Source organism: Bacteroidota bacterium (assembly GCA_020161395.1).
Taxonomy (GTDB): domain Bacteria; phylum Bacteroidota; class Ignavibacteria; order Ignavibacteriales; family Ignavibacteriaceae; genus UTCHB3.
Window position 1 is genome coordinate 188,062 of the sequence record JAIUOE010000001.1, and the last position, 21,916, is coordinate 209,977.

The 21,916-nt window shown below is 42.8% G+C and carries 18 protein-coding genes; 6 read left to right on the forward strand and 12 right to left on the reverse strand.

Annotated elements, in window-relative coordinates; translation table 11 throughout:
* On the forward strand, positions 1-1,986 hold the full coding sequence (locus tag LCH52_00825) for a [FeFe] hydrogenase, group A (protein MCA0387014.1): 1,986 nt from the start codon (positions 1-3) through the stop codon (positions 1,984-1,986).
* 64 nt (positions 1,987-2,050) lie between these two features.
* On the opposite strand, the gene LCH52_00830 is transcribed toward LCH52_00825, so the two are convergent.
* Genes LCH52_00830 through LCH52_00845 form a run of 4 tightly spaced genes read right to left on the reverse strand, consistent with a single transcriptional unit; the run spans position 2,051 to position 3,365 of the window.
* The gene (locus LCH52_00830; GenBank protein MCA0387015.1) at positions 2,051-2,581 is read right to left on the reverse strand and encodes a DUF1697 domain-containing protein; all 531 of its coding nucleotides are present in this window, start codon (positions 2,579-2,581) and stop codon (positions 2,051-2,053) included.
* 19 nt (positions 2,582-2,600) lie between these two features.
* Complete coding sequence (locus LCH52_00835) at positions 2,601-2,876, reverse strand: thioredoxin family protein (protein ID MCA0387016.1); 276 nt, start codon at positions 2,874-2,876, stop codon at positions 2,601-2,603.
* Positions 2,876-3,148 (reverse strand): DUF2442 domain-containing protein, encoded by a 273-nt coding sequence (locus LCH52_00840; protein ID MCA0387017.1) that lies wholly within the window; start codon positions 3,146-3,148, stop codon positions 2,876-2,878. Before LCH52_00840 ends, LCH52_00835 begins: the two co-directional genes overlap by 1 nt.
* Complete coding sequence (locus tag LCH52_00845; GenBank protein MCA0387018.1) at positions 3,132-3,365, reverse strand: DUF4160 domain-containing protein; 234 nt, start codon at positions 3,363-3,365, stop codon at positions 3,132-3,134. Before LCH52_00845 ends, LCH52_00840 begins: the two co-directional genes overlap by 17 nt.
* A gap of 193 nt (positions 3,366-3,558) precedes the next feature.
* Between LCH52_00845 and LCH52_00850 the strand changes: the two genes are divergently transcribed.
* From LCH52_00850 to LCH52_00860, 3 genes are all read left to right on the forward strand, one after another.
* Positions 3,559-4,365, forward strand: a complete 807-nt coding sequence (locus tag LCH52_00850; GenBank protein MCA0387019.1) for a class D beta-lactamase — start codon at positions 3,559-3,561, stop codon at positions 4,363-4,365.
* Positions 4,366-4,852: 487 nt separating this feature from the next.
* The gene (locus LCH52_00855) at positions 4,853-5,554 is read left to right on the forward strand and encodes an SDR family oxidoreductase (protein ID MCA0387020.1); all 702 of its coding nucleotides are present in this window, start codon (positions 4,853-4,855) and stop codon (positions 5,552-5,554) included.
* An 84-nt stretch (positions 5,555-5,638) separates the two neighbouring features.
* Positions 5,639-7,276, forward strand: coding sequence for an RNA-directed DNA polymerase (locus LCH52_00860; protein MCA0387021.1), 1,638 nt, complete (start codon positions 5,639-5,641; stop codon positions 7,274-7,276).
* Between the two features lie 49 nt (positions 7,277-7,325).
* On the opposite strand, the gene LCH52_00865 is transcribed toward LCH52_00860, so the two are convergent.
* From LCH52_00865 to LCH52_00890, 6 genes are all read right to left on the reverse strand, one after another.
* Positions 7,326-9,797 (reverse strand): glycogen/starch/alpha-glucan phosphorylase, encoded by a 2,472-nt coding sequence (locus LCH52_00865; protein MCA0387022.1) that lies wholly within the window; start codon positions 9,795-9,797, stop codon positions 7,326-7,328.
* Between the two features lie 2 nt (positions 9,798-9,799).
* Positions 9,800-10,360 carry a dTDP-4-dehydrorhamnose 3,5-epimerase gene (rfbC, locus tag LCH52_00870; GenBank protein ID MCA0387023.1) on the reverse strand — a complete coding sequence of 187 codons (561 nt, stop codon included), beginning with the start codon at positions 10,358-10,360 and terminating at the stop codon, positions 9,800-9,802.
* Positions 10,361-10,381: 21 nt separating this feature from the next.
* Positions 10,382-11,260, reverse strand: a complete 879-nt coding sequence (gene rfbA / locus LCH52_00875; GenBank protein MCA0387024.1) for a glucose-1-phosphate thymidylyltransferase RfbA — start codon at positions 11,258-11,260, stop codon at positions 10,382-10,384.
* A 277-nt stretch (positions 11,261-11,537) separates the two neighbouring features.
* Complete coding sequence (locus LCH52_00880) at positions 11,538-12,587, reverse strand: PDDEXK nuclease domain-containing protein (GenBank protein ID MCA0387025.1); 1,050 nt, start codon at positions 12,585-12,587, stop codon at positions 11,538-11,540.
* A gap of 249 nt (positions 12,588-12,836) precedes the next feature.
* Positions 12,837-13,316, reverse strand: a complete 480-nt coding sequence (locus tag LCH52_00885; protein MCA0387026.1) for a ferritin — start codon at positions 13,314-13,316, stop codon at positions 12,837-12,839.
* 86 nt (positions 13,317-13,402) lie between these two features.
* On the reverse strand, positions 13,403-15,301 hold the full coding sequence (locus tag LCH52_00890) for a metallophosphoesterase family protein (protein MCA0387027.1): 1,899 nt from the start codon (positions 15,299-15,301) through the stop codon (positions 13,403-13,405).
* 94 nt (positions 15,302-15,395) lie between these two features.
* Between LCH52_00890 and LCH52_00895 the strand changes: the two genes are divergently transcribed.
* Positions 15,396-17,096, forward strand: coding sequence for a hypothetical protein (locus tag LCH52_00895; protein ID MCA0387028.1), 1,701 nt, complete (start codon positions 15,396-15,398; stop codon positions 17,094-17,096).
* 42 nt (positions 17,097-17,138) lie between these two features.
* Here LCH52_00895 and LCH52_00900 read toward each other — a convergent pair whose 3' ends face one another.
* A complete protein-coding gene (locus LCH52_00900) occupies positions 17,139-18,836 on the reverse strand; it encodes a short-chain dehydrogenase (protein MCA0387029.1) in 1,698 nt (565 codons plus the stop codon).
* A gap of 380 nt (positions 18,837-19,216) precedes the next feature.
* Between LCH52_00900 and corA the strand changes: the two genes are divergently transcribed.
* Positions 19,217-20,275: a magnesium/cobalt transporter CorA gene (gene corA, locus LCH52_00905; GenBank protein MCA0387030.1), complete on the forward strand. Its 1,059-nt coding sequence runs from the start codon at positions 19,217-19,219 to the stop codon at positions 20,273-20,275.
* 122 nt (positions 20,276-20,397) lie between these two features.
* Here the strand turns inward: corA and LCH52_00910 are convergent, their stop codons facing one another.
* Positions 20,398-21,429: a glycoside hydrolase gene (locus LCH52_00910; GenBank protein MCA0387031.1), complete on the reverse strand. Its 1,032-nt coding sequence runs from the start codon at positions 21,427-21,429 to the stop codon at positions 20,398-20,400.
* Positions 21,430-21,916 lie beyond the last annotated feature (487 nt).

Consider the following 21,916-nt stretch of genomic DNA (forward strand, 5'->3'; position numbering starts at 1 on the left):
ATGAATAACGACAATTTTGTTCATATCAATGGACGCGAAATAAAAATAGAAGGGGAGAAAAACCTCCTCGAAGTAATAAGAAAAGCCAATATCGATCTCCCGACATTTTGCTACCATTCGGAACTGAGCGTTTATGGTGCATGCCGACTCTGTCTCATAGATGTGGAAGGAAGGGGAATCAATTCATCATGCTCGATGAAACCCGAACCGGGGATGAGGATAAAAACCCATACAAAAGAACTGAGAGATATCCGAAAAATTAACATCGAACTTCTTCTCGCCGCCCACAAGAGAGAGTGCACTTCCTGCGTAAAAAGTGACTCGTGTAAACTGCTCGATATCGCCTCCCGACTCGGAGTAGAAGATGTCAGATTCAAACAGAGCACCAAAAACCTGGGAATCGACACTTCCTCTCCTGCCCTGATGAGGGACATGGACAAATGTATCCTCTGCGGTGACTGCGTGAGAGCCTGCGATGAAATTCAGGGAATAGGTGTACTCGATTTTGCTCACAGAGGAAGTGAGGCTGTAGTGGTTCCTTCTTTCGGGAAAAACCTCGGTGAAGTGGAATGTGTCGACTGCGGACAGTGTGCGCGGGTTTGTCCGACCGCTGCGATCACCCCGAAATCTGATACGGAAGAGGTGTGGAAAGCCCTCGATGACCCCGGGAAGTATGTAGTTATCCAGATAGCCCCTGCTGTAAGAGTCTCCCTTGGCGAAATGTTTGGATACAGGGAAGGTGAGAATGTAACGGGTCAAATGATCGCTTCCCTGAAACAGCTCGGATTCAAAAAGGTGTATGATACATCCTTCGGTGCAGACCTGACAGTGATGGAGGAAGCCAATGAGTTTCTTGAAAGGATCAATTCCGGTGAAAAGCTGCCTTTGATTACTTCCTGCTGCCCGGCATGGGTGAAGTATGCAGAGCAGTATCAGCCCGAGTTTTTGGCGAATTTGAGCTCATGCAAGTCACCTCAGGGAATGGTTGGTGCCCTCATAAAAAACAGAATTCACGATAAAATGAAACCGGAAAAGAAGGACATCGTTTCAGTTTCAGTAATGCCGTGTACCGCCAAAAAGTTCGAAATCACCCGCAATTCCGGTCACGACAGGGATGTCGATTTCGTAATCACCGTCCCCGAGCTTGCAAGAATGATTCGTGAGGCAGGTATCGTGTTTGATGAACTGTCGCCTGAATCATTCGATATGCCACTCGGCTTCAAGACGGGCGCAGGTATCATTTTCGGGAACTCGGGAGGTGTCGCTGAAGCTGTCGTAAGACACCTGAGTGCAACCATAAACGGCGAAGACGCCACCATTTCCGATGTGATTGAACTTCGCGGCAGCACAGGAATAAAAAGAAAAAAAGTAACAGTAAACGGAAAAGAATTTGCAATCGCTGTTGTAAGCGGACTTAAGAATGCCAAAGCCCTCCTCGCCAAAGTGAAAAGCGGGGAAGAGCATTACGACTTCATCGAGATTATGGCATGTCCAGCAGGTTGTGCCGGTGGTGCAGGTCAGCCTGTCACCCACAGTGAGGATACTGTGGCAAAACGGGGCAAAGGACTCTACGAGACAGATAAAATGTTGCAACTGCACAATGCTCACGAAAATCCGTATATAAAGGAACTCTACAACAACTTCCTCGAAACTCCCGGCAGTCATGTTGCTCATGAGTTGCTGCACACTCACTACAAGAACCGAAAGCGGTTCGAGGGCGGGATAAGTCTGATTCAAAGTGGTGAAGAGAAAAAGAAAATTTCTGTTTGCGTGGGTACTTCCTGCTTTATAAAAGGATCTCAAAAGCTCCTTAACAGGATAGTAAGACATGTATCCGTTGAAGGACTGTCGGAGGAATTTGAGGTTTCTGCAACTTTCTGCGCAGAAAACTGTGACAAAGGACCCACAGTTGTTGTTGAAGGTGAGTTAATTCATCACTGTTCATTTGAAGAGATTAGGGCAAAGATCGACGGTCTTCGCTCCTGAATGATACACGAAACGGCATTCACTCCTCTCCCTTTCTTCCGCGGAAGGGAGCGGGGGTGGATGTTTATTTTGCCCTCTCGAACAATTTCACAACCGTGTTCATATTTCGAGTAGTCGCAACTGTTTTCAGTTTTTTCTCGATGAACGGGTTGGAAAGTTTTGTTATACCGTAACCCTCGGGACAGTGAAGGAACATCACACTCTCAAAAAACAGGTACACCTCTGAATCAGATTTCACTTTGTCCAGCTCTTCAAAAGGGATGTTCTGCGGTGCCTTCCGAAAAAATGAAATGTAGAGTTTATTCCCCTCCGCTTCCCGAAATGGATTAAATTCAATAATTCGCCCAAACTCCTCAAGCGTCCTTACCATCACCTCCACATCAAAATCATACTTTAGGGAGATCTCCTGCATGATAATTGATTCGAGTTGCACCGTATCAGTTTCTGCAGAATCGAAAACCACATTTCCACTCTGGATATAAGTTGTTACATTATTGCATCCGAGAGACCGGAAAAGTTCTTTCAAATCGGTCATTTTTATAAGTTTTTGTCCGCTGACATTTATTCCGCGAAGTAAGGCGATAAAGACAGGCATGGAAAAGATACCACTTTGATTAAAGATTAATAAAATTTTGTAATGATTTCCGCAAATACTCCCTGTTCACAACACCGTGGATCACATCTACAAGTTTACCGTCATTCACAAACAGAAGTGCCGGTGTGCTTTGGATGTCCATCCGCTCACCGACTTCAGGATGCTCTGACAAATCAACGGTTGTTAATTCGAGGCTTGGGGTTGTTTCATTCAGCACGATCGACAACTCCCTCTCCATCACTTCACAAGGCAAACATCCCGGTTTCTTGAAGAGAAGAAGCTTTTTTGGGGGCATTAAGCGGTTTTATTTAATTTCTTTGGTGATGGTGCACCCCGTAGAAATCCTTCCGTGCTCAGATCTTCGTCAAGATCGGGCCAATGGATTCCATATCCTCCACCGGCAATTTCCCAGTTCATCAATTGCTCAGGCGTAGCGTTCATCAGCGATGGATACCAGACCAAGGGTACGGAGATTATCCGTCCATCCATAAGATCCACAGTGATCAGATTCTCATCGATCTTTACATTTTTAATTCGCTCGTCAGCGACACTAGTTAAAGTACTCATACCATCGTTCCGTCATCATTTTGTGGTTATTTCTGACAATCTCCATTATTTCTCTTAATTCCCTGGCATTGAAGCCGATATTCTTTGCCATGGATAGTTCCATTAACCAGATCTTAGCTGTACAACCACCTTTATCAACATGAATATGTGGAGGTTCAAAACTTTCATGGCTGTAAAAATAAAACCTGAAGCCATTCTCCTTGTGTACTGTTGGCATTAGAATCTTTCCAAATTACTCCAATAAAAGTAACGGTTAATCTGAATATATCAAAATACAAATATTACTCTCCTGCATCACATTATTCAGGGGATATTTTTATATACCTGACAAAACTACCCGACTGATTATTTTTGAACGGACAATACAGGACATTACCGTAAACATATCAACAATTCGGATTTGTAAGCCTATGAATAAGAGATTCTTTTTGATATTTGCTTTTGCTCTTTTTTCCATTGCATCCCTCCCGGCACAGCCACAGCCGGAGTTCCAAAAATTCTTTGACGAGACCGGATTTAAAGGAAGCATAACCATCTACGATAAAAAGGCAGACAAGTGGATTTTCAGCGACTCCCTTGATGCAAAACTTGAATTATTGCCCGCATCTTCATCAAAAATTTTCAATTCCCTTGTGTTTCTTGAAGAGGGCATCCTAAAGGATGAAAATGAAATTGTGAAATGGGATGGAATAAAAAGATGGGTTGACGACTGGAATCAGGATCTCGACCTGCGGAGGGCATTCAAATTTTCAGCCGCATGGGTTTATTGTAAACTCGCTCCAAAAGTTGGCAGGGAAAAATATCTCGACTACCTCGACAAATGCAACTACGGAAACAAATTCATCGGAGCACATGTAGATTCCTTTTGGCTGGATGGTTCCTTAAGAATCTCTCCAGTGCAGCAGGTCAATTTTCTCCGGAACCTTGATGCGGAGACACTTCCTTTTTCAAAAAGAACATTTTCCATTGTCAAAAACATCATGATAGAGAATGAAGATTCTAACCATACTCTTCGTGCTAAAACAGGCTGGGGCAAAATCCCGGGAGAGGAGGATACCGGCTGGTGGGTTGGTTATCTGACACTCAAAGATAATGTTGTCTATTTCGCTACCCGTCTGCGAAAAGGCTACGACGACGAAAACCCCGCATTCCCGTCGAGCAGAAAAACAATCACAGCCAAAATACTGAAGTATTTGGGGTACGGGGAGATATTTTAAGGGTAATCGCTTTATTTTGTTACGATTTTGTACTTTAAACAGTATAAGAATGAAATAAAACACGCGAAAATCATATTAATCCAATAATTCAACCATAAAATCTGAATAACAGCAGGGGTTGGGATAAGTTAAGCAGCCCCAAACCCGCTTCCAAACTGCATAATAACTTTACCTGCAACTTCCTCGAGGAGAAGCCTGTCGTAGATGGTGTGTCTTTTTGCCTCGGTGGTAATGGTATCGTAAACCTGCCAGATGGTGTCGGCTGTTTTCGGCGATTTGATCTATCCAAGGGTTTCAGAGGCAATAGCTATATTCTGAAATTTAATCCCGGTAATAAGCGGATAATGTGGTCATTGAGCCCCATCTGCTGAACACCAAACTCAATGATATGCTCATAAATTTCACAATACTCAATAGTCACATGGTTTTCCCAAATTATGAACATACTAAAGATATCGACTGTTTATGAAAGAAAAAAGGAATCAAAATGCAAAAACACTTTGTGGTCGCCGGGTCTTCTTCCGGAATTGGAGAAGATCTTACAAAAAAACTCCTTTCTGCGGGACACAGGGTAACAGGAATAAGCCGCAGGGAAGTGTCCGGTTTTCCCGGAAATTACACACATATTCCGGCTGATCTTGCTGATGCGAATACAGTCCTCCCCAAAATTGATAATGCGCTTGACGGACTTGTTTACGCCCCCGGAAGCATCAATCTGAAACCTTTCAGGTCTCTCTCTTTAGCTGATTTTCAGAATGAACTGAACATCAACCTCCTTGGTGCAATTAAAACAATTCAACATTTTCTGCCAAATCTTAAACTTGCAGAATCATCATCCATCCTGCTCTTCAGCACCGTGGCAGTCTCTACCGGAATGCCTTATCATGCATCCATTGCTTCAGCAAAAGGAGCCGTTGAGGGACTGACACGCTCACTCGCTGCGGAACTCGCTTCCAAAATCAGGGTGAATGCCATTGCCCCGTCCCTCACGCAGACACCCCTCGCCGGAAAGCTTCTATCAACTCCCGAGAAAGTTGAAGCATCCGCTAAACGACATCCCCTTGGCAGAGTGGGAAATACCGGTGACATCGCCTCTGCCGCAGAATTTCTCCTCGGCGACACTTCAAGCTGGATAACGGGACAAATAATCCACATCGATGGTGGAATCTCTTCGGTGAAACTTATGTAAATATTCAGGGGCTCTCTTCGGAGTTTTCCGGAAAAAGATCCTTTTCTGCACTCTATTCCTGTAACAAACAAAAACCAGGAAAAAATGGACAGCAAAGAGATTTACGCAAAAATTACAGACCCGAAAAACATCGAGAGAGCTTTCGTTTATGCACGCAACGAAAGACAGAAGGATTTCTTCTTCGACCCGACTGAAATCGATTGGGCTATAGCGAACAAGGAGGCTATTATCAGTTCGATTTTGGAAGACCTGAAAGACCCCAAAGCCTACTCCCAGAAAACTTCCTTTGCGTATTTTCCTCCAAAAACCAACATCTGCCACAGAAGAATGATCTTCATTCCTTTTAAAGACCTGGTCATCAGATACGCATTTGTTACTGTTCTTGCAGATCTTCTCGATTTTCAACTCGCCGAACACTGTTTCTCGAACCGCAGAGCCAAAGGAAAAGACGGGAAGGAAAATCTTCTGCAAAACTTCGCTGTCGATTCCTGGCCCCGCTTCGTTGACTGGCAAAAAGAGATGTCGGCTAAACATAAATTTATGTTAAAAACTGATATTTCCTCTTTCTACGATTCCGTTTCACACAAATATCTTGTAAAAAAGGTTGCCGATTCGATTGGCATCAAGACAAACTCGGGTGTTATAAAACTTTTCGAAAAGATACTGAAAGTCAATGTCGCCACATATGATCACAGACCGGATTCCCAGAGAAATCCCGAAACAATGCGACAAGGGCTCGTCATCGGTTGCGGTACCGACGGGTTTCTCGCGAACATCTACCTGAAAGAAGTGGATGAACTGATGGCGACAAAAAAGGTGGTTTTCGGCAGATATACCGATGACATGAAGATTTTTGCAAACGATAAAAAAGAACTTGATGATGCAATCCTTCTTCTGCAAAAAGCTCTTCTCACTCTGGGACTCAATCTCAACTCAGGAAAGACAAAGCTGGCTTCAAGTGATAAAGAGAAAAATGAAATTTCTTCCAAATATGTGGACATCTACGACTACGCAGATGAAACAGACGAAGAACAAAATGACAGGTTCAGTGAATACCTCGATAATCATTTTTCAGATGTCAGGCAGTTTCAATCACTGAAAGAAATCGAAAATGACGGCGATGCCAAGGACTTCTGCAAATTTCTGTCAACTCAGTCGAATAAAAAGAAGAAAAAAGTCAAAATAACAGGCAGAACTCTATGGCAGGTGGAGGCTTTGGGAAATATATTCATGAATTTTGCAGGCGCATCCAAACATGCGTCATGGCTGATCGTTCAATCCTCTTTCTTCGCAGGTGTGGATGAAAAAGTATCCAAACGGGCAGTCGAAATTCTTGCAGAGACACTTCTCAATCCAAAAATGAACTCCTACACCCGTTACAGAATCCTCCATTACCTCACCAAATCTGAAAACAAAAACAACAACCACAAGCCATACATCTACAGTTTCCTCCCTCATGACCGCGACTGGTTTATCGATCTCTGCAAACAATTTCTTTCAGAACCCGCGATCGAATGTAATATTATCGCCATTCAAACATTAAAAACTCTCGGCTTTGGCAAAGATGAAATTTCACAGTTGGTCGGGAAGCATTGCATAAAACCGCTCGCTCAACCGATACAAAACGCTCTGCTACATATTTCCGAAAAAACGAAGGTTCCGGTTCCGGAAATTGTGGGTATTGATGTAACTGAAATGGAGGACTTTTCGGGGTATTTTTGAGGTACACCTTTGGAAGTGTACCTCAAAAATTATAATTAGACGGGTTGTATCAATCCACCTTTACGGTGACAGGTTTGATATTCCAGATGTTTTTGGCGTAATCTGAGATCGATCTGTCGCTGGAGAATTTTGCAATTCTCGCTGTGTTCAAGAGGGACATCTTTGTCCATCTTTCGCGGTCACGATACGCTTTTGCAACCTCTTCCTGAACTCTCACATAGTCTTCATAGTCGGCGAGCAACATATAATAGTCGCTTCCCAGAAGTGAATCGATAATCGGCTGGAATATTCCCGGTTCTGCGGGAGAGAAACTGTTTCCGGCTATCATATTGATTACACGGCGAAGTTCGGGATTTCGGTCGTAATAATCCATCGGATTGTAACCCTGTGCTCTGAGTGCCAGCACTTCGTCTGCAAGAAGACCGAAAATGAAAATGTTTTCATCTCCTACTTCTTCCCTTATCTCAATGTTTGCACCGTCCATTGTACCAATTGTAAGAGCACCGTTCAATGCGAATTTCATGTTACCCGTTCCTGATGCCTCGAGACCTGCGGTTGAAATTTGTTCCGAGAGATCGGCAGCAGGAATAATCCGTTCAGCGAGTGAAACGCCGTAATTTGCAATAAACAAAACTTTCAACTTGTCACCCACAACAGGATCGTTATTTACAACATCACCCACAGCATGAATCAGCTTGATTATCAACTTTGCCATATGGTATGCGGGAGCAGCCTTGCCGGCAAAAATCACAGTTCTTGGAGTTGCCTCATACCTCGGATTCTCTTTGATACGGTTGTAGAGAGTAATTACATGGAGGACATTCAGCAACTGCCTCTTGTACTCGTGGAATCTTTTTATATGAACATCAAAGATTGAATCGGTCGGAACTGAAATTCCGTATTCACTTTTGATAAATTTTGCAAGCAACTGTTTGTTGAACCACTTGATATGGCTCCAGTCGTTCAGGAATTCATGATCATCGGCAAATTTCTCGATCTCGGCAATTTTGTCGTTGTGGAGTATCCAGTCATCACTTATTCTGTCTGAAATCAGTGAAGAGAGGAGCGGATTTGCATGCCTGATCCATCTTCTGAAGGTGATACCGTTAGTTACATTTTTAAACTTGTCGGGGAAAATCCTGTGAAAATCGTTGAAAATCAGTTGTTTCAGGATGTTTGAGTGAAGTGCTGCCACACCATTCACCGAGTGACAGGAAACTATCGCAAGGTTTGCCATCCTGATCCGTTTCTCAGGTCCTTCCCTGATTATCGAAATTTTGCTTATCACTTCGTCAGGAACATTGAATTTTTCTCTCACATCGGTGAGGAAATTGTGGTTGATGTCGTAAACAATTTGAAGATGCCGTGGCAACAATTCCTCAAATATCGAGACAGACCATTCTTCGAGAGCTTCGGGAACGACAGTGTGGTTCGTGTAGGCGAATGTCCCCTGAGTGATCTTCCAGGCTTCATCCCATGACAAACCTTCTTCATCGATCAGAATTCGCATAAGTTCGGGAATCGCTATCACAGGGTGAGTGTCGTTCAACTGAATCGCTGTTTTCTCGGCAAATCTGTCAAAAGTACTATGGTTATACCTGTACTTCCTGATAATATCCTGAAGTGACGCGGAACTGAAGAAGTACTGCTGTCTTAGTCTGAGGAATTTTCCACCTGTGTAGCTGTCATTCGGATACAAAACTTTGGAGATGTTTTCGGAGATGTTCTTTCTTTCAACGGCTGCAACATAATTTCCATCGTTGAATTCTTTGAAACTGAACTCTTCGTTGGCTCTGGCAGCCCACAATCTGAGATTATTAACCGTGTCTGATTTGTAGCCCGGAACAGGTACATCATAGGCAGCGGCGAGTATTTCTTCAGTATCTATCCAGTTGTGTTTCATTTTCCCTTCCGGGGTTCTGACTGAAACCACCCTGCCGAAGTATTTGATCCTGAAAGTAAGCTCTCTCCTCGGAATCTCCCAGGGGCACCCGTATGCGAGCCAGTAGTCGGGCTGCTCCTGTTGCCTGCCATTCACAATTTCCTGCTTGAAAATACCAAATTCATACCTGATACCATACCCAAATGCCGGAAGTTGAAGTGTCGCCATCGAATCGAGGAAACAGGCGGCAAGTCTTCCAAGGCCACCATTTCCCAAAGCCATGTCGTGTTCAAGTTCCATGATATCTTCGAGAACATAATTGTCTTTGCGGAGTATTTGGCGGCACTCCTCGTAGTAGTCCATGTTGATGAGGGCATTTCCGAGGAGCCTTCCCATTAGAAATTCGAGAGAAAGGTAATATACTTTTTTCACATCCTGCGTGTTATATACATGCTGAGTGCGAAGCCAGTTTCTAACAAGCCTGTCACGAATCGAAAGCGACAGTGCATAATACATGTCGTTGTCGGTTACTGTCTGGCGTGTTTTAACCAGGATAAATTCGAGGTGCTCGGAAAACTGGTTTGAAAGGGTAAAACTTTCGGGCGACTCGCGGTCGGTAAAAAACAAAGAATTTTTCATTTTTATAGTCTGGTGTTGTAAACAAATTGAGTATCAAGCTGCCCGAGGGGGACGCCCTGGACATCCTTCGGAGAAACTATCCCGGTCTCCACCTTCCAATCGATCCCAAGTTGTGGATCATTGTAGAGAAGGGTTCGCTCCGAGTCTTTATTATAAAATCCTGTACACTTGTAGTGAAAAATTGCTATGTCAGAGAGTACAGAAAATCCATGGGCAAAACCAGGCGGAATCCAGATCTGATGATGATTTTCTTCCGAGAGGAGTGTCGAGTAATGCTTTCCAAAAGTCTGTGATCCTCTCCTGATATCCACCACCACATCGAGAACTGTACCGGAAATTACCTGGCACAATTTTCCCTGTTGAAACGGCGGTTGCTGAAAATGCAGACCGCGTATGGTTCCTTTTGAAGATTTTGAAAGGTTATCCTGAACAAATTCCATCGAAATTCCGGCTTCCGCCAGTTTTTCTTTGTGGAAACACTCAAAGAAAAAACCTCTGTGATCTTCAAAAACCACCGGTTTTAATAAAAGTATGCCATCAAGGTGGCTTTCTATAGCGTTCAATTTCTCCTCAGTTCAAATCTATTATCTGTTTTCTTCATATTCCTGCAATACCCGTTCGAGATACGACCGGTACATGCTCTGCGGAATGGAGTTTATGAGCGATTTAAAGCCCTCCACATCCACAAAACCTTTGCTGAACGCTATCTCTTCGAGGCATGCAACTTTAAGACCCTGTCTCTCTTCTATTACACCAAAGAAATTGGATGCCTGAAGCAGTGCCTGAGGTGTCCCGGTATCGAGCCACGCCACACCTCTGCCGACTATCTCGACTCTGAGGTTCTCCTGCTGCAGATAAACATTGTTTACATCAGTTATCTCGAGTTCCCCTCGGGCTGACGGTTTCAAATTTTTCGATATTTCCACCACACTGTTGTCGTAAATGTAAAGTCCGGGAACTGCATAATTCGATTTCGGTACTTTCGGTTTTTCTTCAATGCTCAAAACCTTACCCGAACGGTCAAAATTTACAATTCCGTATCTTTCAGGATCGGTCACGCGGTATCCGAAGATTTTTGCACCCGTTTTGTGTTCCGCTACGGCATCGTAGAAGAATTCAAGGTCACCGAAAAAGATGTTATCACCGAGTATGAGGGTCACATTGTCATCACCGATAAAATCCGCCCCGAGGATAAAGGATTCGGCTATACCCCTCGGGGCATCCTGCAGTTTGTATGATATATTCATGCCAAGATGACTGCCGTCGTCAAACAATTTCTGATAGAGAGGAATTGTCTCTTCGTTCGAAATTATCAGCACATCCTTTATTCCGGCGAGCATAAGAACCGAAAGAGGATAATAAATCAGCGGCTTGTCATAGATAACCGCAAGCTGTTTACTGTAAACTTTTGTTATTGGGTAGAGCCTTGATCCGGAACCTCCGGCAAGAATTATACCTTTCATAGACTTCCTGTTTTAAAAATTAGAATAAATCGAAAAATAAATTTAACAGATTTTTGATTTTACCGGAAATAAATTAGTATAAAAATGGTTCTCCGGTTTTTGAGAGGAGGAATTTGGGGGGAGTTAAATTTAAAACCGCAGAGGCCTCAAAGACCGCAAAGGGGTCATGGGAAAAGGAATATTAGCTTCTACAGTAGTGGATTGGTTTTTTCAAGAAGAGGTTAATAAACCGGCTCCATCCTTCATTATTTTGAACCTTTTCACTTGACAAAATCAATTAATCAGAACCACTCTCGTTAAATAGAAATCGTACCTGTTCAAGTTTTCGACTTATTGTCTCAGAATCAGGCAAATATTTTACGAAATCAGCAGGAAGATTCGTTCCAGTGGTATATGTAGATACTCCGATAGGATGATTGGAACTGCTTAATGAATACTCAACTACAGTTTTATCTTTGTTTTTACAAATAATAATCCCTATTGCATCATTCTCACCTTCTTCCTTCAGGTGTCGATTTAATGCCGTCAGATAAAATTCCATTTTACCTTTATACTCCGGCAGGAAATCTCCAACTTTTAGTTCTATGGCAATTAAAGATTTTAATTTCCTGTGATACAACAACAGGTCAATATAATATTCATTCTCCCCGACCGTTAACTTGTATTGACTTCCAACAAATGTAAACCAATGACCCATCTCCTCCAAAAACTGACGAATATTTGCCAGAAGTGCATTTTCCAACTCATATTCGCTATGTGCCTCTGATAATTCGAGGAAGTCGAAGGTATAGTTGTCTTTAATTGCCAACAAAGCCTGATTCCTGTAGTCAACTGCGATTGTTTTATCAAAATTGGTTTGGTTCAACAAATACTTTTCAAACGATTTGTTGTCTATTTGATGAACAAGAACATTTTTTGACCACCCGAATTTTTTGGTGTGAAGAAGATAAAATTCTCTTTCAGAATCTTCCTTACACTTGGAAAAAATAATCATATTGTGCGACCAGCCAATTTCTCCAACCAGTGGTTGGAGATTTGGTTTATCTTTGTACTCAAGATAAAATTGTCGCATATACCATAAATTCGATGCTGAAAAACCCTGAACACCCAGGTTGGATGCCTTCAGATCAGAACTCAATTTTTCAACGATCGACTTCCCCCATCCTTCATCCAGTTGCTTCTTAACAATGATTTTGCCCAAGTCCCAATATAGAGAGATCAGCTCATGATTTACAGTTTTTAAGGCCTTATATTTTGCCTCATTAATCCGCTCCTTAATTAAAGAAAGCAACTGTTCGTATTTTAAATTTTCGTCAAAGTCATTCATCGTCATGTTGAAATCTTAATAATTTTAACCAAAATGTTAGATTAAATTGCAAAAGCGAAAATAACTAATAACACCCGAATTTGTATTCTCTTAAAAAGATTGCATCCGGTACAACCTTTAAAAATTCAAATGGCTTTGAGCCCAGGCGGGTTCAACAAAAAAAAAGGCTGCCCCTCTTCGGAACAGCCTTAAATTCAAAGTTTAAGCCTTCAAACAATCAGCTCATAGCTCATACTTCATAGCTAACAGCTATTTAGCAGCTCTTTTTCCCATGTCTCTGTCGAAAAGATAGAGGGAATTTTTCGATTCGCCGATCATTTCGAGTTTGGTTACAACTGCGAGAGCTGATTCCTCTTCTTCGATCTGCTCTTCAACAAACCAGTTGAGGAAGGTGTTGGTCGAGTAATCCTTTAGCTCATGAGCGAGTTCAACAAGTGAGAAGATGCTTTTTGAGATATACTGTTCGTGTTCGAAAGCAGCTTTTAATCCGTCAAGTGCACCATTCCACTCGCTTTGTGGTTTTGCGATCGCTTCAAGGGTCACTTTACCGCCACGGGTGTGTACATGATCAAAGATCTTCATTGCGTGAGCATATTCCTCACTCGCCTGTACTTTGAAGTAGGCTGCAAATCCTGAAAGATTTATCGACTCATAGTAAGTGGCAAGGCTTAAATATAAATATGATGAGAACATCTCTTTATTGATCTGTTCATTTAATACTTTTTCCATTTTTTCGCTTAACACGGTTGCCTCATTTTTTTTGTTATTAAAATTCAAAAAATTGTTTTTTTATATATCAATATAGTAACAAAGAATTATTGTTTTGTGTTCAACTCAAAAGATTCAATTTCTTCAAGGGTGTCGGGATTTATGGTTTCAACTGTAACCCTGTCACCATCCACGGTGATGAACACGAGAGCATTCCGTGTAGTGAACGACTTGCAATACTCACTCCAGGGGAGTTTTTCCTTCGCATAGTAGGGTGCACCGGCAGCTCCGTTGTTGATCTGAAAGATTGTCCTGCTCAGCTTCACTTTTTTCTTCTCCCAGTTTTCAGGATACATCTTCATTTCAGGGTTTATAACAAGGTGGTTATAGTTGTGCTCGTCACCTGTGAAAACAGCTCTGGTTTTCTTCGACTGATTAACCATCAGATCGAGGAACAAGTCGCGTCTCTCGATAATGCCCGTCTCCACCTCCTTGCCGGCAATTCTCGCTCTCACGGAATTGTTGCCCGAGTACCACATATCATCGCCGGAATGCCCGCCATTCGGAAACAATGGAGTGTGAACCGATACAAAAATGTGCTTAATTCTATTGTCGGCTTCATATTCGAGCAATTTCTTCGCAAACCAGTTGTACTGATTCTCCATTATATACGCATGCGGATTTCCCGAAAGCCCCGGATTAGCCTTAACATCGGGAGAAAACCAGTAATTCGAGTTCATCACAATCATCGCACTGTTTCCAAAAGTGTAGCTGTATGCTGTTTCACTGTATGATGGAAAGTCGGTGGTTGAAGGGTTCGGATCATATTTCGATCCGTCCTCTGAGAGCAGTTCCTCGTTAAGAGGATTCACCAGCTCATCAGCAAATACAGTCTCTGCCGAGAGTGAGTCGAAGGGGAAACGGTCAACCCGCAGATACCGGGCGGCTTTAGATTCATCAATAAATCTGATGTGCTGCCCCTCGTGGTTACCCATCGTTGTGTAAATCGGGAAGTATGCTGCGAATGGTTGTACCGCATTTTTCCAGTTTCTGAACTGCAGTCTCTGCTCCTCCGGGTTGTATGAGTAACCGTTGATCAGGTCACCCGTGAACTGCATGAAATCCACGCCTTTTTGTGCAGCGAGAGCCATTATTTTCCGCATGATGTAAACATTTGAGCCAAAAAGACTCCTCTCACCACCCCCTTGGGATGCCCTCGAATCGCTTGCATACGCGAATGTAAATTTGGAATTGTCGCCCTTTTTAGGGGCAGTTTTAAACTTTTGCTCGAATACTGTGTTTCCGGCTCTTACAGTATAGATATATTCAGTGGAAGGCTGAAGTTCCGTCACCAAAAGTTCATGTTTTCTGCCGGACTCAAGCTCATATTCCCTCTTCCCTACCGTAACTGAGGGCTCGCAAACAAAATTCGTTCTTAATGAAATGATGGCAGAGTTTTCGGTCACGACATTCACAAAAGGACCGTCCACTATCGTGTTTGAGACCATAAAAGGTTCGCCTGCGACAAACTCCACCCTCCCGTCATACAACATTGCACCCGACGAACCGGTGATACGGTATCCGAGCAAACCATATCCTTTAGCCTGCCACTCGATCATGTCGTATGTGCCCGAGAGAGTCCCCTTGATATCAACGGAGCAGACTCCTTTTTCTATCGCCACACTTTTGTTAAACCAGACAGGGAGCGGATACTTCCCGTCACCCACGGGAATCAAACCGTAGTAAAGTGTCCCTTTTAGAAGTGTATCTCCAAAATTGAAGGAAAGTCCCTTTGCATCGCCCGAAATGCCAGAGATGAATTTCTCCACATCATAACGCGGATTGCCGGCTTTTTCGTATAACTTTCTTCCATCTTCCTCGAAATAATAGAGTTTTTTGCCGGTGTCATATTTGATATTTGAATACGAGGCAGGCACTTCCTGACTGAACCCGATTGAAGAGAAAAGAGTAAAAAGAACTGCTGTTGAAAAAAGAAATTTGTGCAAAACAGAATCCGATCAGGTTTCATTATGATGATTATCAATCCAAATATATTAATTTTTTCCTCAATAATAAATTTTTTCTCAAAACTGAACTTTTATGTCTCAATTTCATGGCAGCATCTCCCTGGAAGATGCCTCACTTACACTCTTTTCCGGTAATATTGAACTTACAAATCTCTCTTCAGGTCATGTTGCCCCAAATCTTTTTTTCTCGTTCGACGATGATAATAAAGGTTTTTGCGTTGCCGGAACAGGGATTTCGACTGACGGGAGAATTACGAGATTATTAACGACTGATGACTGGGGAAGAATTCTGGAAGCTGAAAAAATTTATGAAATCTCCGGTCATTTCGCAGGTATCCAATTCGATGAAAAAAAGATAGTTCTTTTCACCTGTCCCTTTGGCTTGCGAGACCTTTATCTCCTGAAAAAAGATAACCGTCTCCATTTCACCACAAATTACCACACTCTCTTTAAAATTGAAACCCCTGAGCTTAACCCCGAGGCTCTCGGAGGCAGATGGCTCCTCTATAACCAATTGGACAGTGATAGTCTTTTCGTCAATTACAAGCGACTCAGTTGCGGCGAAAAACTGGTAATTGACAGGAAATCCTTGTCAATCCGAAGTGAATTTCCATATCCTTTCCCGGCTTTGAACTCCGAAATTGCAGATGAGCCGGTCAGAAATTTTATTAACGCCATTAATTCCATCTGCTCGTTAAACAAAGGAACCGCTCATCCCATCGAATTGAGTCTCTCAGGCGGGTTGGATTCGAGAGTCCTGCTCAGTCTGCTCATCCGAAGCAAAACACCTTTTTCTGCTCACTCATTCGGAGAACCGGATAACCCCGATGTGGCGATGGCAAGGCAACTCTGCGAACGAACCGGAGTGAAATTTACAAATTACACACCCGATGAACTGACCATCGAGAGCGCTATACAGGATGTACGACTCCAGGCTCGATATTCTCTCCTTAACCATCCGGCAACCTCTCCAAATAACCTTGGCTACTACAAAAAAGTAGTGGAGAACGGATCTCCTGTCATTATCGACGGCGGTTTTGGTGAATTGTGGCGGCGGCAGTTTTTCTACAAGCTCTCTCTGATGGGTGGGAAAGCATTTTTCAGAGGAAACCGTGAGAGTCTTATCCCTTTTCTTTCACATCATAGAGCTGATATTTTTCGTGCCGAAGTATTAAACGAAATGGAAAAGGGTTGCTCCAAATCTCTGGACAGAGTATTTGCTGAAAACCCCCAACCTGAAACCATGGGAATTGACAACTGGATTGATCTCATCTCACTGCGGACACGCCTTCCGAACTATTATTCCCAGGAACAGACAATGATAGACGGAGTTGCCATTGCCATCATGCCTTTCGTTCAAAAAAATGTGCTCGATCTGCTTTTCTCGACACCTCTCGAACTGAGGAGAAACAGCTCCATGCTTAAGCGAATAGTAAGGAACATGGCTCCGGAACTCACTTCGTTGCCGCTTGTGAAGTCGGGAACAACTGTGCCGTTCAGCCTCGGCAGTCTTGGTTCACGGGTCTGGTCAAAAGTTTCCTCTGTTACGGGGAAAAAAATTTCTCCGGTTGAAGATGAAGGAACCAAAAAACTGGTTTTGTTAAAGGAGTTCGTCTGTGATCTTGCAGGTTCGGGGAAGGTGAGAAACAGCGGATTGCTCGATGAAACGAAAGTTGCGGGAATTCTGAAATTCTACGACGGCGACACTTCAAAAAAGGATGAACTCGCCTGGCTCATCTCTTTTATTGCTCTTCTGGATATAATGAAGCCATAAACAACAAAGCCGCGGGTTCCCGCGGCTTTGCACAATTTATTTTTAGTCTTTCATGCGGTTTCCTTTTTCTTCACGAATGAAGATCCAGGAAACAACCTTGCCTACATCGATTGTCTCGAAGTAGTTCCAGTATTGCTCTGTTCTCACATGCAACGAACTGGTATCATCCTTTGCAATCGCATCAGCTTCAGCAATTATTGCTTCAATTCTCGATATCCAAAGTTCCCAGTTTTTGGGTCGAAGATCGATCCAGCCGGCTTCAGCCCATTTTTCGAGATTGTCAGGAGTAATCTCCAGCTCTGTCTCCGCTCCGAAAACGGGAATTTTCATCAGGTTTCCGCGCAGCAGATCTTTGCCGTCGTTCATCAAAACGGGAATGCCCACCGAGATCGCTTCATTTCTGAACTTTTCGTTGTCGAGAATGAACCTGGTCGAGAGAGTTGTAAGCTCTTCGGGAGTTTTCTTCACAATCTCCTTCATGTTTCCACAGGTGCGTTTCAGAATTTCGATCTCGAAAAGAAGTTTCGAGAGTCTCGGTGGTCCAAGCATCTCAAAAGCCACTGATGCCACACCATGTTGCTCTTCCAGTTTGGAAAGTTTTGCCACGGCGAGATGCTGCATGTAACCTGCTCTGTACGATGGTTGCATGTTCGCATTGTCCAGGGCGTTTATGATGTCGTGTCCGGTGTTTCCTCCCATGATTTCGAAAACGGTGTTGTTTGCAATCTCTTCGGGAGTAACAAATTCCATCTGTTTTTGTGCAGTAATGGCTTCAAATTCGCCACGGGAGAAGATTCCGTTTTCACCTGTATCGATGTAAACCGATCTTAAAACACCCTGCCGTTCAAATTTTCTGCCGGTCTCCTTGTAAATCTTTCCTTCGAGCGGAATTGCGGAATCGAGCGGAATATCAAATATCTCCACTTCCTTCCCCTGTTTCCTGATGGTGCCGAACTCAATTTTTTTCCATGCAATCGCAGCAGCGGGTTTTATCTCCTTTGTGATTGCACTGTCGGGGGTCCTCGCCATAAGGAACAACAGAAGTGTATGCGCACCGGCGATTGCCGACTTGCTTAAAAGCACCCTCGAAGGTCTCTCTTCGCTGTGGGTGTAGGGGATGTTCAAACCCATGCCGCCCGTACCCGAAGTACCAATCTTCAGATATACCTGTGTCTCGAAGTGGTGCATCGAATTGTAAAGCACCTGAATATGCCTGATCAACTGCGGAATGTAGAGCACTGCTACAAGTTTTTCCGTCTCGGTAACGAGCTGATCGCGGTCTTCCGACTCATAAAGCACCTTTTTCAGATTTTTGTAAGCCGTGAAAATATCCTGATAAGCAATACCCGTTGCGGTGTTGATACAGTCGATTATGATGTCAGGTTTGTGTTCCTCCAGCAGTTTGTAAAGCGACTGAGCCTTCAACACCTCATCGGAAAGATCATCCATCACATCACTTATTATCGTACGCCTCATTTCAGGATCTGCAAGCATCTCCTGACGGCTTAAGTCTTTATATTCATCACGCACAAGCACATTTCCCCACCAGGGAACAAAGAAACCTTCGCCCGCTTCAGGGTATGTTTTTTTAAGATATTCAACTTCTTCTTTTGCTTCGCTCTCCTTCAGAGAGGTAATTATTATGCCGGCAGGTTTTTCAACCATCAGACGACGGGTTATGGCTTTTCCAACCAGACCCCAGCCGCCAAGCACCAGTACTTTTTTTCCGTATATATCCATTTTTTCTATCCTTGAATAAGAAATTTTCCCATATTCAAACATACTAATAATAATATTCAGTACAAAGAAAGTAGTTTAGCTATTAGCTATGATCTATGATCTATGAGCTTAATTTAATTATTAGTTGTGGGTTATGATTTATGTTTTTCAGCCTTCTTCTACCCATATGTCGCCACAAGGGCTCTTTTATATTTGGGTGCCATTTTCTACCCATATGACACCCTTACGGGTTTTCAGCCTTCATCCTTCGCAATTCATCCTTCCGCGAAACTCTGTTTAATCTGCGTGCATCTGCGTCCCCTCTCAAACCTCTGACTTCAAACTTCAAAAATTCCGCCTTCTTTTCTTTATATTGCATTCACTAATAATTTAATATTGCCATGCCTTCACGAAGAATAAGCCGGAAAGCCGGGAAACCGCCCGGAACCATCGAATATACCGGAGAAAACACCACCACAAAAACCGGAATCATTGCACTGAATTTTGACAGCGGTCATTTCGAGAAAGTGGTTATCGGGTCTTTTACCGAACTTGAGGACTATTTTAGAGAGAACCGCCATGGACTCACATGGTTTCGTGTAATCGGTTTTAATGAAAAAGATTTCCTTACCCTGTTTGCTGCAAAATTCAAAATCCACGAACTCACTCTGGAAGATATAATGAATGTCTATCAGAGACCGAAGATAGAGGAAACGGGTGATGCAGTATTTTGCGAAATTAACAGACTGAAGATCACAGGATCAAATAACTGCAAATCCGAGCAGGTAAGTCTTTTTATGAGGGGAGATACACTGATTACTTTTCAGGATTTCGATGATGATTTTCTCTCCATCATCGAGTCAAGGATTGAATCGGGCAAAAATCTGATTCGAAAAAGAATTGATTTTCTCTTTTATGCCGTAATCGATCTGGTTGTTGATGAGTATTATGTTGCCCTCGAGCAACTGAATGATCATATCGAAAATATCGAAGCCATGTTTTTCTCCGATGATGTCTCCGACAATTTTAAAGTTCTTCAATCGTTAAGGAGCGAACTGAGTAAAGTCCGGCAGTCAATCTGGCCCGTTCGCGACATTATGAACAAAATTCACAAGAAAGAAATCACTCTCTTCACCAAAGAGACCTTAATCTACCTTAACGACACCTATGACCATGTAAATCAGATAATAGAAATTCTTGAGAATCTCCGTGAAAGCACCCTCTCCCTGATAGATGTCTACATGTCTTACACAAGCAACCGCCTTAATGACATCATGAAAGTGCTGACCGTCATTTCAACCATCTTCATGCCGCTCACTTTTATTGCTGGTGTTTACGGAATGAATTTCCATTACATGCCCGAGATAAAGCAGGTTTGGGGTTATCCGGCAGCCCTCCTGCTTATGATTGTTGTAGCCCTCGGCTTCCTGAAATATTTCAGGAAAAAGAAATGGTTTTAATTCAGGGATTAGTTTTTAGTTATGAGTTATGAATTATGATTTATCAATGTCCTGGAAAGTCTATGCCACAACTCACAGTCAAAAAAAACTCACAACTAATAAATCATAACTCATAACTGAAATCATTCATCCTTATTATACGCTTTTCTGATGAACGCATCATAGCGGTCTTTTTTGATGATGCCGATGGGACCCGAGTAGATGCCCCCCTGCTGGAATGCGTCAAAAATTCTTACTGCAAGAATATTGGGACGGTCAGTGCGGATTAATCCTGCCGGGATTGTATAGACACGGTTCTGCATCCACTCTTCCGACTGAATATATTCAACTTTTGCATCCTTCATGTTGCCAGTCCCCCCGATCAGTCTGCCATTCAGATACACTTCATCAAAATCATCTATTTTACCAAGAAGAAGAAGGAGTTGCGACTTCAGATCATTTTTTTTATGATCGAACGAGAGACGGTACCAGCCGTACCCTTCAAACTGTGAGAGTCCCTGATTTTCGAGATAAGACGGCACAATTACATCTTTCCAGGCAGAGTCGGTAACAACATCGTCTTTGTAGATTGAAGAGTCGCCCTGAATAAACTTCCAGTTCCCTTCAAGGTCGATATCGGGAGTAATATAAGTTTCATTCTCATAAATTCCCGGATCACCCGACATGATACCCCCCTCAAGCTGGGCATCATATACCCTTACGGCGATGGTGTTTTTTGAAGTGAAATTTACAAGAGAGGCAGGAAGATAATAAATCCGGTAGGCGTTATACGCAGTTTTGTAGTCGGGAGGGAAACTTCCCGAAGTGCCGATCTTTACACCGTTGAACCACACTTCATCAACATCATCAATAAATCCGAGGTGAAGTGCAAGATTCTTTCCTGCAAGATCAGCAGAACCGGTGAACGAAAATCTGTACCAGGCATAACCGTTGTAACCGTGAAAACCCTGATTCTCCCACGAAGACGGTACTATTATTTTATCCCATGCCGAATCATTAAATTCAATCTTTGACCAGGAGGAATCGTCACCAATCTGAAATTTCCACTCCCCTGCCAGATCGACAAGCTTATCATTCCCGGGTTCAGTTAAAGCCTTCTCACAACCTGTGAAAAAAAAGAAAAAAACAACTGTTATGGCATAAATGTATCGCATCTCGTTCTTATCCGATTTTTAATGATCTCCTTTCCAAAGATAAATTTTTCGGATCGATTAAGTTTCATTTTGCCGTAAAAGGTTGTAAAATCTTGTCACACGGGAATCTCAAGTATTAAAACCGCGAAGAACGCAAAGGACGCAAAGGAAACTATGAACTATTAGCTGTGATAATTCAAACTTAGTAATTCCCCTTGGCGATCTTAGCGGTCTTTGCGGTTAATTACTCCCTTTGCGGTTTCTCTCCTTTGCGGTTTGACAAAATAATTTTCTTACCAAACTATTGACTTTAAAGAAAATATTCCGTATTATTACTTCAGGTTATGTGAGGTTTAATTAACTCGTTCCATTTCACAAAAAACGGAGGTAAATTCCTTTTTTAGAGATTCACTATTTTACTGAATAAACAGACAAAATGCCCGGCACCCTGAAGAAAATCAGGTGAGACGAGGTTTGTGTACTATTGACTGCTCGAAGTCGTCGTGGT